Source organism: Citrobacter rodentium NBRC 105723 = DSM 16636 (assembly GCF_021278985.1).
Lineage (GTDB): Bacteria > Pseudomonadota > Gammaproteobacteria > Enterobacterales > Enterobacteriaceae > Citrobacter_A > Citrobacter_A rodentium.
Window position 1 is genome coordinate 2,663,835 of record NZ_CP082833.1, and the last position, 16,131, is coordinate 2,679,965.

At 53.9% G+C, this 16,131-nt stretch carries 12 protein-coding genes; all 12 read left to right on the plus strand.

What is annotated here, in order from left to right:
* Positions 1 to 2: 2 nt before the first annotated feature.
* The 12 genes from K7R23_RS12615 to K7R23_RS12670 all read left to right on the plus strand — a co-directional run bounded on the left by K7R23_RS12615 (position 3) and on the right by K7R23_RS12670 (position 16,092).
* Positions 3 to 2,600 (plus strand): fimbria/pilus outer membrane usher protein, encoded by a 2,598-nt coding sequence (locus tag K7R23_RS12615; protein WP_024132819.1) that lies wholly within the window; start codon positions 3 to 5, stop codon positions 2,598 to 2,600.
* Positions 2,591 to 3,139, plus strand: coding sequence for a fimbrial protein (locus K7R23_RS12620; protein WP_012906937.1), 549 nt, complete (start codon positions 2,591 to 2,593; stop codon positions 3,137 to 3,139). Before K7R23_RS12615 ends, K7R23_RS12620 begins: the two co-directional genes overlap by 10 nt.
* A 90-nt stretch (positions 3,140 to 3,229) precedes the next feature.
* Positions 3,230 to 3,748, plus strand: coding sequence for a type VI secretion system contractile sheath small subunit (gene tssB, locus K7R23_RS12625; protein WP_012906936.1), 519 nt, complete (start codon positions 3,230 to 3,232; stop codon positions 3,746 to 3,748).
* A gap of 21 nt (positions 3,749 to 3,769) precedes the next feature.
* On the plus strand, positions 3,770 to 5,269 hold the full coding sequence (tssC, locus tag K7R23_RS12630) for a type VI secretion system contractile sheath large subunit (RefSeq protein ID WP_012906935.1): 1,500 nt from the start codon (positions 3,770 to 3,772) through the stop codon (positions 5,267 to 5,269).
* Between the two features lie 159 nt (positions 5,270 to 5,428).
* Positions 5,429 to 5,914, plus strand: coding sequence for an Hcp family type VI secretion system effector (locus K7R23_RS12635; RefSeq protein WP_012906934.1), 486 nt, complete (start codon positions 5,429 to 5,431; stop codon positions 5,912 to 5,914).
* Positions 5,915 to 6,004: 90 nt separating this feature from the next.
* Positions 6,005 to 6,532 (plus strand): type VI secretion system lipoprotein TssJ, encoded by a 528-nt coding sequence (gene tssJ / locus K7R23_RS12640; protein WP_012906933.1) that lies wholly within the window; start codon positions 6,005 to 6,007, stop codon positions 6,530 to 6,532.
* 3 nt (positions 6,533 to 6,535) lie between these two features.
* Complete coding sequence (gene tssK / locus K7R23_RS12645; protein ID WP_012906932.1) at positions 6,536 to 7,882, plus strand: type VI secretion system baseplate subunit TssK; 1,347 nt, start codon at positions 6,536 to 6,538, stop codon at positions 7,880 to 7,882.
* Positions 7,882 to 9,237, plus strand: coding sequence for a type VI secretion system protein TssL, long form (gene tssL / locus K7R23_RS12650; protein ID WP_012906931.1), 1,356 nt, complete (start codon positions 7,882 to 7,884; stop codon positions 9,235 to 9,237). Before tssK ends, tssL begins: the two co-directional genes overlap by 1 nt.
* Before the next feature lie 11 nt (positions 9,238 to 9,248).
* Positions 9,249 to 11,672 (plus strand): type VI secretion system membrane subunit TssM, encoded by a 2,424-nt coding sequence (gene tssM / locus K7R23_RS12655; protein WP_231851563.1) that lies wholly within the window; start codon positions 9,249 to 9,251, stop codon positions 11,670 to 11,672.
* Entirely contained in the window at positions 11,620 to 13,077 is a 1,458-nt protein-coding gene (locus K7R23_RS12660; protein ID WP_232796076.1) for a type VI secretion IcmF C-terminal domain-containing protein, read from the plus strand. The genes tssM and K7R23_RS12660 overlap by 53 nt, the downstream gene beginning before the upstream one ends.
* Before the next feature lie 14 nt (positions 13,078 to 13,091).
* The gene (locus K7R23_RS12665; RefSeq protein ID WP_012906930.1) at positions 13,092 to 13,745 is read left to right on the plus strand and encodes a hypothetical protein; all 654 of its coding nucleotides are present in this window, start codon (positions 13,092 to 13,094) and stop codon (positions 13,743 to 13,745) included.
* A 37-nt stretch (positions 13,746 to 13,782) separates the two neighbouring features.
* Positions 13,783 to 16,092, plus strand: a complete 2,310-nt coding sequence (locus K7R23_RS12670; protein WP_024132818.1) for a type VI secretion system Vgr family protein — start codon at positions 13,783 to 13,785, stop codon at positions 16,090 to 16,092.
* The last annotated feature ends 39 nt before the right edge of the window (positions 16,093 to 16,131 follow it).

Genomic DNA, 16,131 nt, shown 5'->3' on the forward strand with positions numbered 1-16,131 from the left:
ACGTGAAGCCGAAAGAGATAAAAAAACATGCACGCCGCGCAATCCGTGAATCGAAAATGGCGGCGGTGATACGCCATATTCTTATTGCTTCTTTAGGAGCCAGCGTTTCCGTGTTGGCGCATACCGGCACTGGCGAGCGGGCAACCAGCGATAAAAACGACGTTGTGAAATTTAACAGCGCGTTTATTCACGGTCTTAGCGTTGATGTTTCTCGTTTTTACGAGGGTAACCCGGCGCCGGCGGGGGAGCATACGGTGCAGGTCGCCGTCAATGGCCTGAGCCGGGGGCAGCGTAAGGTGCTGTTTAAACCCGTGAACGACAATGTTAGCGCCCAGCCCTGCTTCACCTATGACGAACTGAGCCGTCTGGGCATTAAGGTGACGGCCAAACCTGAGGCGTCAGACAGCGGGCAATGCGCCATGGTGGATGAGTGGGGGGAAGGCGCGCGCGCGAATTATTTGTCCGGCGATTTTTATCTCAATCTGATTATTCCGCAGGCTTATATAGTGCAGTTCCCGCGTGGTTATACCGATCCTGCCTCGTGGGATTCTGGCGTCCTGGCGGGGGTGCTGGACTATAACGCCAATGCCTATGCTCAGCAGAACGTCAATCACTCCGGCGGGGAAAACGATCGATCCGCCAGCGGCAACCTGGGATTGATGATGGGGCTGAACCTGTATGACTGGCGATTTCGCAAGCGGCTGAACACCAACTGGAGCAGTACGGGATCAACGCATACCCACTCCATCATGACGTATCTGCAGCGCGACGTTCCGGCGCTCAGAAGTCAGCTGACGCTGGGCGATAGCTCGACCAGCGGCGATCTGTTCGACAGCATGACGGTGAGAGGGATCCAGCTACAGTCTGACGACCGTATGCTGCCGGAAGGCTTACGTTATTACACGCCGCTGGTACGCGGCATCGCTGAAACTAACGCCAAAGTACAGGTGACGCAGCGGGGGCAGGCGCTATACGAGACTACCGTGCCGCCGGGACCGTTTGAACTGAGCGACATTGGCGCAATGGGATATGGCGGTGATTTGCAGGTGACGGTGACGGAGGCGGATGGACGCCAGCGGACGCAGGTCGTGCCCTTTTCGGCGCCGCCGATGTTGCTGCACGCTGGCGTTAATCGCTTTGGCGTAACCGCCGGCAAGTTGCAGGACGATGCGCTCGCCGAAGAACCGGGGGTTGCCCAGGGCTTTTATCAGTATGGCATTGGCAATATGTATACCCTGTACGGCGGTGGTCAGCTGGCCGATCACTACGCTGCGGTAGGGCTGGGGAACGCGTTTAATACCCCGTTGGGGGGCATATCGCTGGATGCGACCCGCGCGCGCAGCGAACTCGGCGGCGGCAAGGTTTCCTCCGGCAACAGTTTTAATATTGGTTTTAGTAAGCTCCTGGATATCACGTCGACAGACGTCACGCTGGCGGCTTACCGATACTCATCAACGGGATTTTACAGCCTTCGCGATGCGGCGCTGGAGCGCTATGGCGTCAGAAATAATGATTATCTGGTGGATTACCGCACCCGGCAGCGCTTTACCATGAGCATCGGTCAGCCATTATGGAACGACAGCAGGATAAATCTTTCCGGTAATTTTTATAACTACTGGGACGATCGCCCGTCGACCAGCCAGTACATGGTTTCGTATAACCAGTCCGAGCGCTATTTCTCCTGGTCGGTGTCGGCTTCCCGGTCATATAACAGCGACGGCCGGAACGTGAATAATGTGATGCTGTCCGTCAACGTGCCGCTGGGAAGTAGCATCACAGAAAAACCATTATTCAGTACCGTCTACTCCACCGCCAGGCATGACAATAACGGCGGCAGCGGATTCCAGATGAATGCCATCGGTAGCCAGGGCATACAGAATGAACTGAGCTACGGCGTGGGCGCCTCGCTTAGTAAAGCGCGGGATACGTCAACGCAGACGGCGTTCAATGGTAACGTGAATTACAACTCGCCGTCAGGACAGTTGGGCGCGACCGCGTCGGTGGGGAATAAGACGCGTCAGCTCTCGCTGTCGGCAAGCGGCAGCGTGGTGGCGCACAGCGGCGGCATTACGGCGGGGCCGCGGCTGGGCGATGCGCCGTTTGCATTGATTGAGGCGCCGGGCGCGGAAGGGGCGAGGATGCTGAACGGCTATGGTTCACGCATCGATTCCCGCGGCTTTGCGGTTGTGCCGTCGCTCACGCCCTATCGTGAAAACACCATTGCGGTGAACACCGTGGGTCTGCCTGATAATGTGGATGTGCTGGAAAGCGAAAGCACGGTTATTCCGCGAATGGGCGCAGCGGTGAAAGTAAATATTAAAACGCAGGTGGGGGCGCCTGCGGTATTAATTGTCCGCGATCGGAAAGGGCAGCCTTTACCTATCGGCGCGGATATTTTTGACCAACAGGATAATAGCCTGGGCATTATTGGACAGGGCGGCATGGCGTTTATTCGCGGCTGGCAGGCCGGGAACAGTCATTTATATGTGAAAAACGCATCTGGCGATCGCCTGTGCACGATTTATTCCAGCGATGATATCGCTAAAAAAATAAGTAAAGCGGCCGGTTCGATTACGCAGGTGGAGGTGGTATGCCATTGATCAAAAAAGCGCTCTTTCTCGCTCTGCTGGGAAGCCAGGCGACCTGCGTCTGTGCCGTTAATTACTCAATGGACGTTTATTTTACTGGCACCTATACCGACGAAACCTGTGTCGTAGAGATTAATAATGGTAGTAATAATGAAGTCGTCACATTGCCCAAAATTTCGGTTATGTCGCTGCGGACCAATGGCAGCGAAGCGGGCAGCGTACCTTTTAATATCACCTTAAAAGAGTGTCCGGCCAGCAGGACCGTAACGGTGTTTTTCAGTAGCAGCGTCTCCGGCGCGGATACCGTGACGGGAAACCTTATTAACGATACAGGACCGGATATGAGCAAAAATGTTCAGATCAGATTACGTAAAGAAGACAGCTCGCAGGTCATTATTGATGATGCGACCTCAGGACAGGATTACCTTATTTCCGCCACGGCGGACCCATTAAGCCATAGATTTTTAGCGAGCTATTATGCGAAGGGCGACTCAGCGCCTACTGCCGGCAAAGTCCAGACGGTATCGGGAGTCGAGCTTGTTTATAAATAACAGGGAGTGGAATCAGCGAATTATCTGAACGTTAATTATCAGACCAGTCATGATTTATACATAAACGGTGATTAAAGAGTATATATCCATATGAGCAAGAGTAACTCACAAAAATTTATCGCACGTAATCGTGCGCCGCGCGTACAAATTGAGTACGACGTAGAAATCTATGGCAGTGAAAAGAAAATTGAATTGCCGTTCGTGATGGGCGTGCTGGCGGATTTATCCGGTAAACCGCTGGAGCCGCTGCCGCCTGTGGCAGACCGCAAATTCCTGAGTGTCGATATTGATAACTTTGACGAGCGTATGAAAGCCATGCGTCCGCGTGTCGCGTTCGCGGTGCCGAACACCTTAACGGGTGAAGGGCAACTGATGGTCGATATGACCTTCGAAAGCATGGATGATTTTTCTCCGGATGCGATTGCCCGCAAAGTTGACTCGTTATCTCAGCTGCTTGAAGCCCGTACGCAGCTCGCCAATCTGCAGACCTATATGGACGGTAAAGCAGGCGCGGAGAGCCTGGTGATGAAGGTACTGAATGACAAGTCGCTGTTGAACACCCTGGCATCGGCGCCAAAACCTGAACGGGCTGATGAAGTCGCGTCCTGAATGTGAATCAGAGAGATAAAAATGGCAACTCAAGCACAAAACCATAAGCAGGCCGCGCCGCAGGCCACCACGCAAAATGATTTTAATGCGTTACTGACCCGTGAATTTAAGCCGAAATCCGAGCAGGCGAAATCGGCGGTCGAAATGGCGGTGAAAACCCTGGCGGAACAGGCGCTCTCTACCTCGATCACTATGGCTGACGATGCTTATAAAAACATCGCGGCGATTATCGCGGAGATTGACCTTAAGCTGTCAGAGCAAATTAACCTGATTCTTCATCATGAAGAGTTCCAGCGTCTGGAAAGCGCCTGGCGCGGCCTGCACTACCTGGTGAACAACACCGAAACCGATGAGAAGCTGAAGCTGCGCTTTATGGACATTTCCAAGGATGACCTGCGTCGCAACATGAAGCGCTACAAAGGGATCGCATGGGATCAAAGCCCGCTATTTAAGCAGATTTACGAAGAAGAGTACGGTCAGCTTGGCGGCGAACCTTACGGCTGCCTGGTGGCGGATTACCATTTCGATCACAGCGCGCCGGATGTGGATCTGCTCTCCTCGATTGGCAAGGTGGCGGCGTCCGCCCATATGCCGTTTATTACCGGCGCGTCGCCATCCGTTATGCAGATGGACTCCTGGCAGGAGCTGGCTAACCCGCGTGATCTGACGAAAATCTTTACCCAGAACCTGGAATATGCCGCGTGGAACTCCCTGCGTCAGTCTGAGGACTCTCGTTATATCGGTCTGGCGATGCCGCGCTTCCTTGCGCGTCTGCCTTACGGCATCAACACTAACCCGGTAGATAACTTTAATTTTGAAGAAGATACCGACGGCGCGAATCACAGCAAATACGTCTGGGCTAACGCTGCGTATGCGATGGCGGTCAACATCAACCGTTCCTTCAAGCATTACGGCTGGTGCACCATGATTCGCGGCGTAGAGAGCGGCGGCGTGGTGGAAGATCTGCCTTGTCATACCTTCCCGACCGACGATGGCGGCGTGGATATGAAATGCCCGACGGAAATCGCAATTTCCGATCGTCGCGAGGCGGAGCTGGCGAAGAATGGCTTTATTCCCCTGGTTCACCGTAAAAATACCGATTACGCGGCGTTTATTGGCGCGCAGTCATTGCAGAAACCAGCGGAATATTACGATCCGGACGCCACGGCCAACGCCAATCTTTCCGCGCGTCTTCCGTACCTGTTTGCCTGTTCACGTTTCGCACATTATCTGAAGTGCATCGTGCGCGACAAAATCGGTTCGTTCAAAGAGCGTGAAGATATGCAGCGCTGGCTGAACAATTGGGTCATGAATTATGTCGATGGCGACCCGGCGAACTCATCGCAGGAAACCAAAGCGCGCCGTCCGCTGGCGGCGGCGGAAGTGGTGGTGGAAGACGTGGAAGGCAATCCGGGTTATTACCAGGCGAAATTCTTCCTGCGTCCTCATTTCCAACTGGAAGGTCTGACCGTTTCTTTACGCATGGTCGCTAAATTACCGTCGCTGAAAGACGTGGCGTAATTCAGTCAATGAATTTATAAGAATAATAACTTTATTATTCTTATAAAAATGCGGTTGCGCAGGGATCTCTGCGCGCTGTAAAAGACAAAATATTTTGTCTTCATTTCGTTCGTTACCGTTTAAGTAACGTTGTTAATAAGAGCTAATTAAGGAAATCGTATGGCTCAGGATATGTTTATTAAAATTGATGGCATCGAAGGCGAATCTCTTGATGCTTCCCATAAAAATGAAATCGAAGTGCTGTCCTGGCGTTGGGCCAGCGCGCAGAGTTCAAATATGCACAGCGGTTCCGGCGGCGGCGCAGGTAAAGCAACGGTTGAAGATTTTTGCTTCGAGCACTATGTCGATAAGGCCAGTACGAATCTTCTGAGCTACTGCCTGTCCGGTAAGCATATTAAAGACATTCAGTTTGTGGTTCGTAAAGCTGGCGGCGATCCGCTGGAATATCTGACCATTAAATTCTCCGATGTCATTATTACCCGCGTTGAAACGGCAGGTTCCAACGAAGACGAAACACGCCCGCGTGAACGCGTGACGTTCGCCTTCACCAAACTGACCCAGGATTACGTTATGCAGAACGCCGAAGGCGCGAAATCTGGCGTAATTTCTACCAGTTATGACGTAAAAGCTAACCTGCGCAGCTAATTAACGCCAGGTTTACAGACAGAGTTTTGCCGCTACGGCGACAAAACTCTTCTCACAATGGCGTCGTTCGGATGGATTGAGTGGAAACGTATGCTTAGCGGAAAAGAAATAAAACGCGTACTTAAGAGAACAACCGTTTTTTTACTGTCACTCTTTTTAGTCGCCTGTAGTGGAAGCAGCCGTCCGGCGAGCGATGGCGATGCAATAAAAATAAATCTGCTGGCGGCAAGCGATATTAACCCAAATGAAATGGGCGAACCGGCGCCACTCAATATATTTATTTATAACGTCAAGGATCTGGATGCTTTAACCAATGCGGACTTTTATGAAATTGTTGAGGGGACCAGTAAACGTGTACAGGCGGCAGCGTCAAAAGTCTATGAAGCGATTTTACAACCCGGAGAGTCGCGCACCATTCTGATTAAACCAGACGGTTCTACACGCAGTCTTGCTTTCATTGGCGCCTATCGCAGCCTTAATTATTCTCTCTGGCTGGCGAGTTGGGATTTGCCCGTAAAGAAAAAATCGTGGTGGCGACCGGGTTTCTTTAGCGATGATTCGCTTGAGCTGAATGCGCGTTTCCAGAAAACAGCAATAACAATTAAAGTAATGGATTAAACCGTGAGAACGAATAAAGTCGTCTGGAGTGAAGGGCTGTTTCTTCGTCCGCAGCTTTTTCAACAGCAAGAACGCTATTTTGAATACTACGCACATAAAAGAGCATCGACCCTGAGCCCCTTTTTTTGGGGATTCTCGCAGTATGAAATCGACCGCGAGGCGCTGTCGTATGGCAAGCTGGTGCTGCGTGCCGCGCGCGGCGTATTGCCGGACGGTACGCCGTTTGATGTGCCCGATCACGCCGATTTACCCGAGCCGCTAACGATTTTGCCGGAACATCTGGGCAAGACGATTTATCTGGCGGTACCGTTACGCCTTGATAATAGCGATGAAACTATCTTCAGCCAGCATGACGTCAGTTCGCTGGCGCGTTTTCGCGCGCAGGAGACGGAACTGTGCGACACCAACGCGATTCGCCAGGGGCCGAAGCCGGTTCAACTGGCCAAACTGCGGCTCAGGCTGATGTCGCAAACGGAAATGACCGAATCGTGGATTGGCCTGCCGCTGACCCGCGTCAAGGCGATTCAGCCTGATGGCAGCGTGCTGTTGCATCTGGACGATTATATCCCGCCCGTCACCGGCTATGCGGCGAATCCGCTGCTGAGCGAATGGCTTACCCATCTTAATGGCCTGGTCAAAATGCGTGCCGGGATGCTGGCGCACCGCCTGTCGGCGTCCGACGGCAAGGCCAGCGCCAGCTCGGAGGTGGCGGATTATCTGCTGTTGCAGATTTTCAATAAATACGAGCCGATTCTCGATCACCTGCGCCATATTCCGGAACTCCCGCCTATCATGCTTTACGAAGAGCTGGCGAAGCTGGCCGGTGAGCTTTCGACTTTTGTGCGCACCAAAACGCGTCGTCCCAGGAGCGCGCCGGGCTATGACCACGCCAGCCTTTATCCTTCCATTCGTCCCCTGGTCGACGATGTGCATGACCTGCTTAACCAGATCCTGGTGCGGGCCGGGCAGCTTATTGACCTGCAGGCCAAAGGCAACGGCGTCTGGGCTGCCTCGATGCTGCCGAACGAACTGTGTTCGTTCTCAAACCTGGTGCTGGCGGTTCATGCGCAGCTGCCGATGGATGTGTTGCTGCAGCAATTCCAGGCGCAGGCCAAAATCAGCGCGCCGCAACAGCTCCATGAACTGGTTCGATCGCACCTGCCGGGCCTGGCGCTGCAAGGGCTGCCGGTACCGCCGCGTCAGATCCCGTACAGCACGGGTTACGTCTATTTTGAACTGCTCAAAAAGGGGCCTTTCTGGGACAAGATTTCAGGCATCGGCGCGCTGGCGCTGCATATTGCGGGTGAGTTCCCTGGCCTGAAGATGGAACTTTGGGGAATCAGGAACTGATGAAAGACGATCTTAACCTGCAACTCTCCGCGGAACCGGCGGAGGATGAGGGGAGTTCGCCGCAGGCGTTGGGTAGGTTCCTGCTGGATGAACAGGGGGAGTGGATACAGGAGCCGGAAGCGACGTCGAAAGAGGAAACCGGGCCTGTTGGCGAGCATACGGCGCGTGGTGAACACGCACTGAAAAGCGAAAGCGTGCAGCAGCGGATCTTACGCGTGAAGGCGGCGGAAAATCCGCTGCTGGAAGCCGCGCAACCGCTACTGCGCGCGCTTGGCGATATGCCGGAGCAGATTAACGATATTACCCATGTCGAAATCCTCAAAAACACCCTCAAAAGTCAGATCACGCTGTTCGGCGTTGTCTGTGACGAGGTGAATATTCCGTGGAAAAAGATGGCGATCGTGCGTTATTGCCTCTGTACCGCGCTTGATGAGGCGGCGCATACCACGGCATGGGGGCTTGAAGCGGGCTGGTCGCAGAGTAACCTGCTGAACCACTTTGAAGGAGATAACGACGGAGGGAATAAATTCTTTCTGCTGGTTGGCCGTCTCTCCATGAATCCCACTGAATTCGCGGATGTGCTGGAGGTGTTGCTGCGCATTCTGGGGCTGGGGTTTGAAGGGCGTTACAGCATTATTGAAGATGGCGACCGCCAGCTCAGCAAAATTCGCCAGCGTCTGTTGACCCTGATCCAAAGCACGCGAAACACCACGCCGCCCGCGCTGTCGCCGCATGGGCTGCAACCGCATGGACCTGCGGCGCGCGAGAAGCTGGCGATCCCCGTGCGGCTAAGCGCGCTGTGCGCTGGCGTACTGGTGGTGTCGTCGTTTCTCTGGTGCAAATTCTGGTTACTGTCGCGCAGTGACGGCATCACTAATGACATCTATGCCATGCAAAACTTCAGCGTGCCCGTGGTGCAACCTGCCATGCGTCTGAAGCTGGCGGTGCTGCTGCGTAACGAAATCAGGCAGCAGCTTCTCAGCGTGGATGAGAACCAGAAGCAGAGCAAAGTGGTGCTGAAAGGGGATGCGTTGTTCCTGTCCGGCTCTGTCCGCGTTCAGCCGGAGATGGTGAAAGTTATTGAACGTATCGCCAGCGAAGTCCAACGCGTGAACGGCGACGTATTGATTGTCGGCCATACGGACGCCACCCCGATCAGTCGGCCAGGCCTGCCCAATAACGTTGCGCTGTCGGAAAAACGCGCGGCGGAAGTGGCGCAATATTTTATTGCGGCCGGGCTGCCGGAGAGCAAAGTGAAAGTCCGTGGCGTGGGGAGTAGTCAACCCGTGGCGAACGAAGCGACGGCTCAGGGAAGGGCGAAGAATCGCCGTGTCGAGTTTTTTGTCACGTATTAACGAGGACGACAATGTCTTATTTAAATAGAGTCTTCACCACGCGCTTTATGAAGACGCTGCTGATTGTGTCTGGTGTCGCGTTACTGATCGCCGCCATCTGGTTCCTGGGGCCGTATTTTGGATTTGGTGACTCTCGTCCTCTGCAAAGTATAGAGTCGCGCATTATTTTTATTCTGCTGGCGGCGTTTTGTCTGACCTGTTTCTGGCTGGGCTGGCCCGCGTTTATTGCGCTGACCGCGACGCTGTGCGTCATTGTCTGGGTATTTGGCCCCTTCCTGTTGGTGGGCGAAAGCTGGCCTGTTGCGCCGGTGAGCGTCAGGCTGGCGATCGTTGCCGCTATTTTGCTGGTCGCGTTGTTATACGGCTTATGGTTATTACTGCTGGCGCTGAAAGACAACCCGGCGCTGCTTAATAAGTTTGCCCGCAATAAGGGGCCGGTCGCGGACGATAACAGCCAGGAAGTGATGGCGGCCATTAGCAATGCGGTCAACTACGTGAATAAAAGCCACGGTACGCTGTCTTTTTTCCAGCGCGCGATCCTGGCGCGTAAGCCGCTGGATGTACTGCCCTGGTATATGATGATCGGGACCGCCGGGGCTGGCAAAACGTCAGCGCTCCTGGCGTCCGGTCAGAATTTCCCGCTGCCGGAGCAGCTGAATCAGGTCGGGAAGCCTGCCTCACCCACCCGCAACTGCGAGTGCTGGTTCGCCAACGACGCTATCTGGCTTGACACGTCCGGGAAATACATCAGCGAGCCGGAAACATACCTCAGCGAGTGGCGCGTGCTCCTGAAAGCGCTGAAAAAATACCGTCCGGTCAAAGCGATTAACGGCGTGGTGTTGTCCTTTTCCGCCGCCGACGTGATGTGCCGCAATAAAGCCGGACTGTTTGAGCTGGCGGCCAGCCTGCGGGCAAAAATTGAGGATCTACGTCAGACGCTCGGCGTGCGTTTTCCGGTATACGTGCTGGTGACGAAACTCGATCAGTTACCGGGCTTTACCGAATATTTCAGGATCCTGACCGATCAGGAACGCGAGCAGGTCTGGGGCGTGACGTTCCCTTATGGCGACGCCAAAAGCGTTTCCGTCCCGGGGCTACGTAGCCAGATCGCCGAAGAGTTCTCCCTGCTTGAGGAGCGTCTGGAGCGAGAGATGATCGTGCGTCAGCAGGAGGAGTACGACCATCGGGATCGGAAAAAGATGTACGCGCTGCCGCAGGACTTTCACCTGCTTTCCGGCATGGTTGCGGAAGTGGCGCATAACATCTTTTTTGCCTCCCGCTACGATGAAACGCAAAGCTATACCCAGCTGCGCGGTATCTATTTTAGCAGCAGCCATCAGCCGATCGATTTTAACCTGCTGAATAACCAGAGCGTGATTGGTCACTGGGCCAACTATGTCGGGCATAAGTCGCCGGAGGTGATGGCGTCGCTGAGCGCGAAGTCAGACGACCAGGATTTTCTGGTTAACGATGTTTCTTACGGGCGGCAATATTTTCTTAAACAACCCTTTAGCGAGGTGATCGTTAAGGATCTGCATCTGGCGCGCTATAACCAGGCTAACCAGTCAAAGTACCGCCTGCAACGCTTCCTTGGCCATACGCTATGCATGGCGATCGCCTTTATTTTGTTGAACGGCTTCTGTAACAGCTATCGCAACAACAGCGGTTATCTGGATGCCATCGAGACGAAAGTCGCCGCGCTGCGCGGCGAAGTTAACCGTTTCAACCAAGCGACGAATGACGTCATGCTGCCGCGCCTGCTGGCCCTTTCACACTCGCTGCCGGATTACGGCACGCTGGATGTGTTGAACCCGATATTGTCGTGGCGCTATGGGCTGTATACCGGCACGGATGTGGCGACGGCATCGGATTCGCTCTATCACTATCTCCTGCAACGGCTGCTGTTGCCGCAGATCCAGCAGCAGGTGGCGGTGTCGTTACAGGAGGCGATTGAAAGCGGTGACGCGGCGCGCATCTACAACCTGTTAAAGCTCTATCTGCAGGTTACCGGTCAGGGCAAGTTCGATCAGCAAGAGATGATCGTCAGCATTACCCAAGTGTGGGAGCAAACCGGCAAGCTCCAGCCCTATGAAGAGCGACAGGTTTTTGTCTCGCATCTGACCCGGCTTTTTGCGGTGCCTGAGTGGCGGCGTTTTGGTCAGGAGGCGGATGAAGGGCTGGTGAAATATGCGCGGGCGATGCTGGAACGCGAAGACTTAGCCAGCCGTCTTTATGGGCGTATCAAAGCCTCGCTGGCGCAGGATACGCCGGGGGATTTAACTCTCGGTGAAATGGCGAAATCCCAGGGCGGCGACCTGTTTACCCTGAGCGATGAGTATGGTGGAGGCGCCATTCCCGGCCTTTTTACCCGCGCCGGCTATTATGAGGCGTTTAAAAAAAAAAATGGGTCCGGGGCTGATGCTGTTAGAGCGTGAGGATGCCTGGGTGCTGGGGAAAGCGAAGCCGGACGCCGCGCCGCCAAAGGTGGCGGTCGGCAGCGACGGCACGCTGGTTAACCCGGTGCAGCAGCAAATTCTCGCCCTCTATCTGGATGAATATACCCGGCGCTGGCAGGATTTTCTGAGCAATATTCGTATTAAAGAGAATGTGATCACGCAGGATTACGGCAGCGCAGGCGTCGCGGCAAATATCTATATTCTGCGTACGCTCAGCGCCTCCCATTCGCCGCTGGTGAATCTCATTCAGCGCATCGTAAAGGAGACGACGCTGGCGAAAAACGATGAAAAATCGCTGCCTGATAACGTCAGCACTAAAGGCCGGATTCTGAATGCGGCGGAGAAGGTGAGTCTCGCTTATGCCAGCATGGAAAAGAAGTTGCTCAGGGAGCGGGTTGATAACCAGTTCGCTCCGCTGAGGGAATTTGCCACCGGCAGGCAGGAACTGACGCAGAAGGGAAGCCCGGCGATGACCGGCGCGGAACTTGGCAAGTTGATGGAGGCGTTAAGCGAACAGTATACGCTGTTTGTGATCTACGACGATGCGCTGAAAAACGGTAACTCGCCGTCGCTGCCGAATACCGCCCTGAAAATTAGCGCCGAATCGCGCACCTGGCCCGATCCGCTGAGCCAGCTGGTGGGGCCGCTGCTGGACAGCGTTTACCATCACGCCAGTCAGGAGGCTATCGCCAGAAGCAATGAAGGGATTGAAGAGAGCATCGGGCAGGTTTGCCGCGCCACCCTGAAGGAACGTTATCCGTTTGCCGATACCTCGCGTGAAGTGAAACGCGCGGACTTTGAGCGCTTTTTCGCGGTGGGCGGCCTGGTTGACGAATATTACAAAAAACACCTCGCCAATAAAGTCGATACCTCTTCGCAGCCGTGGCGCTATAAAGGCGATGTCGGGACGGATGATGCGAATATGTTGGCTTTTTTTGAGCAGGCGGCGGAAATTCGCGAAGCCTTTTTCCAGGGAGAGAACGGCCGAAAATTAGCGCTCGCGTTTGATATTTCGGTTCAGCATCTGGATCCGGCGATTACGCAGCTCAATATGAATTTTGACGGCCAGCAGGTGAATTATGCGCACGGACCGGTTTCATCGGCGTCGATCGTCTGGCCGACGTCGCGCGCCGTATCAAAAACGACGATGTACATGGCTCCAGGGGGCGCAACCGGGAATTCGTCGCTGACGTTTAGCGGTCCCTGGTCGCTTTTACGTTGGCTGGATAGCGCCCGCGATATTTCCTTAACCGGTTCTGATGAACTGATTTTGCGTTATTCGCTGGACTCCAGACGTGCGGACCTTGCGATCGAAGGGATAACTTTCAAAGATCAACTGGTCGTGGAGATGTTGAAAGATTTCCGCTGCCCTGGCGAATATTAAAATCCGAGGGAAAAATGTCTCTACGGCTGTATTTACTTGGTGGTGAGTCGCGTGCCAGTCCGTTTTGCAGAAAGAGAAAAAAACAGCGCCAGACGGAGGCTTTTATTTCTCAAAAAATTCTGTCAAACATGGCGACGGCAATGACAGACGACTATTTGTCTACGGCTTATCCGTGGTGTTTTGTTATATCGTCCAGCACTGCACAGGAAAAATACCATTACGTCGGGGCGTGTAAGATTCTTTGTAATGAACAAGGGGAAAAAACGCTTATTGGGATCTACAGCCCGGTTTCCCACCGGTGGCTGAATAAGAACATGCAGGCTGAATTTTCGCTGACATTCTGGATGAGTAGAATTTTAAATATGATCCAGGAAAATGATTTTTCTGCCCGCAACACACCATTGCTACGGCAATGGCGCACGGCATTACAGCGTGCTTATTCTCCTTTTTGGGAGTCTTTTGCGCTGACGCCTGCATGGCGTTTTAAAATTCGTTCGCAGACCTTACTCAGGGAGGGATCACGGGAAGACTATTGTATCCGAAATAGCGATGGTGTTGACGTTATGCCATGGAAAAACTGGCCTGACTGCCTGTTAAACGAGTCAGGAGTATGGTTATGGCGGGAAAGTCGGCATAGAAAAATATTAGATTCACAACGTATCAGGTGATTATATGTCACGTACTATTACATTAAGCAGTCCGGCGATGCCGTTATTGCTGGGCGATACCGCTCTGGTTATCTCTAAGCTGGATGGCGAAGAGGCGCTGTCGTCCCTGTACTCCTATGTGATTACGGCTAAAACCCCGGCTAACCCTTTAATTCCCTGGCAGGCCGCATCGAATGTCGATTTAAAAGCATTAATCGGCAAAGAAATGACCGTCACCATTGAACTGGATGGTAACGGATTGGGGGATATTTTTGCCATTGGTAAAGATACCCGGGAAATATCAGGAATTGTGCAACGTGCGCGTTATATCGGACGCGATAGTAATCAGGCGCTCTATGAAATTGTGATTCGCCCATGGCTGCATCTGGCAGAACTGACTACGGATTTTAAAATATTCCAGAAAAAAACCGTGGTGGATATTATTGATGAGGTGTTAGGCGATTACAATTTCCCGTTAGAAAAAAGGCTGGCGGGAAGCTATCCGCTGCTGGATTTCCAGGTTCAGTATGGTGAAAGCGACTTTAATTTTATTGAACGGTTAATGGAAGAGTGGGGGATTTATTGGTTCTTTGAACATGCCGAACAGTACCACAAACTGATTCTGGTGGATAACGTCGGGGCGCATAAACGTTTCCCGAGTGAAGCTTATCATGTGGTTCAGTACGCAGCCGATCGTCCGAAGATGGACCAGGAATATATCAGCCAGTTTCATTTTCAGGAAACCATTACCTCCGGGAAATGGGTCACCAATGATTATGATTTTACGAAATCACGTGCCGATATTATGGCGCTGGACAGCAAGCCGCGTAAAACCAGTTTTAACGAGATGGAGATCTTCCACTGGCCAGGCGATTACGAGCAGCCCAATATCGGTGAGCAGCTGGCGCGGGTACGAATGGAAGAACGCGGGGCGCTGGGGTCACGCTGCGAAGGTTCCGGTGAACTGCGCGGAATTGCCTGCGGGTGCGATTTTGAACTGGTGAATTACCCCGTCGAGAAAGCGAACCGCGAATACATGATTTTGCGAAGCCATCTGGTGGTGGAAGAGATTAATCAGGTGACCGACGTGGACGAATTCCGTTATCACTGCGATTTTACCGTTCAGCCAACCACCAAGATTTATCGCCACCCGATGACGGTGCCCAGGCCGAAAACCAGCGGACCGCAAACGGCTATCGTTGTGGGTCCTGATGGCGAAGAGATCTGGACCGACGAATATGGCCGCGTAAAGGTACGTTTTTTGTGGGATCGCTACGGTAAAAACCGGGAGTCCGACTCCTGCTGGCTACGTGTGAGCCAGGCCTGGGCCGGAAATAACTTTGGCGGGATCTATATTCCCCGTATCGGCCATGAAGTGATTGTCGACTTTATTAACGGCGATCCTGACCGACCGCTGATTATCGGCAGCCTGTACAACAACGTAACGATGCCGCCGTGGGATCTGCCGGTGAACGCTACGCAGAGCGGGCTGGTTAGCCGCACCGTTGGCGGTGGGCGCAGCAACTTTAACGGCATTCGCTTTGAAGATAAGCCCGGGCTTGAGCAGTACTGGGAACAGGCCGAGCGCAATATGACTCGTTTAACCAAGCAAAACGAGGAGCAGACCATCGGCATGAATTCCAACGTGAATGTCGGTCTGTCACGAAATCTGTTCGTTGGCGCGAACTATATGTCGGATGTGGTCGGCAACAGTAGCGCCATCATCGGCGGCGCGCTGGCCATTCAGGTGGGCGGAGGCCAGACCGATAACGTTGCGCTGGCAAAGGGAATTAACGTCGGCGGCGCGTTTATGACGACCGTTGGCGGCTATCACTCGCTGGCTGTCGGCGGCGCAAGCACCACCGTTGCGGGAGGGGCGATGACGCTCACTGCAGGCGGTGAACTGGTGCTCTCGGCGAAGAAGATCAAAATCGTCGGTTCCGAACAGGTCATTATTCAGGGCGGCACGGTCGAGCTTAACCCTGGCGACTGCAGCGATAACTGCGGCGGCGGCGGTGGGGGCGGTGGCGCAATGATTGGCCTGCCGGGCCTGCCTGCGATTCCATCGCTGTTTGGCGTTGTGCTTCCGTTACCGCTGCTTCCGACGCCAACGCCTGCGCCTACGACATCAACGGACACGCCAACGGAATCCCCGACGGAGACGCCAACAGAAACCCCAACGGAGACGCCAACGGAAACCCCGACGGAGACGCCAACGGAAACCCCGACGGAGACGCCAACGGAAACCCCGACGGAGACGCCAACGGAAACTCCGACGGAGACGCCAACGGAAACCCCGACGGAAACCCCAACAGAGACACCAACGGAAACCCCGACGGAGACAGGCAACGCAATTCCTGAACCTTAATGTGCATCTGACGGCGAAGGCCTGTCGTCGTCACCTGGT

Bases quoted from the DNA above. Each gene is read 5' to 3' on its own strand.
- K7R23_RS12620 (WP_012906937.1), top strand. From the start codon at position 2,591: ATGCCATTGATCAAAAAAGCGCTCTTTCTCGCTCTGCTGGGAAGCCAG.
- tssB (WP_012906936.1), top strand. From the start codon at position 3,230: ATGAGCAAGAGTAACTCACAAAAATTTATCGCACGTAATCGTGCGCCG.
- tssC (WP_012906935.1), top strand. From the start codon at position 3,770: ATGGCAACTCAAGCACAAAACCATAAGCAGGCCGCGCCGCAGGCCACC.
- K7R23_RS12635 (WP_012906934.1), top strand. From the start codon at position 5,429: ATGGCTCAGGATATGTTTATTAAAATTGATGGCATCGAAGGCGAATCT.
- tssJ (WP_012906933.1), top strand. From the start codon at position 6,005: ATGCTTAGCGGAAAAGAAATAAAACGCGTACTTAAGAGAACAACCGTT.
- tssL (WP_012906931.1), top strand. From the start codon at position 7,882: ATGAAAGACGATCTTAACCTGCAACTCTCCGCGGAACCGGCGGAGGAT.
- tssM (WP_231851563.1), top strand. From the start codon at position 9,249: ATGTCTTATTTAAATAGAGTCTTCACCACGCGCTTTATGAAGACGCTG.
- K7R23_RS12660 (WP_232796076.1), top strand. From the start codon at position 11,620: ATGAGGCGTTTAAAAAAAAAAATGGGTCCGGGGCTGATGCTGTTAGAG.
- K7R23_RS12665 (WP_012906930.1), top strand. From the start codon at position 13,092: ATGTCTCTACGGCTGTATTTACTTGGTGGTGAGTCGCGTGCCAGTCCG.
- K7R23_RS12670 (WP_024132818.1), top strand. From the start codon at position 13,783: ATGCCGTTATTGCTGGGCGATACCGCTCTGGTTATCTCTAAGCTGGAT.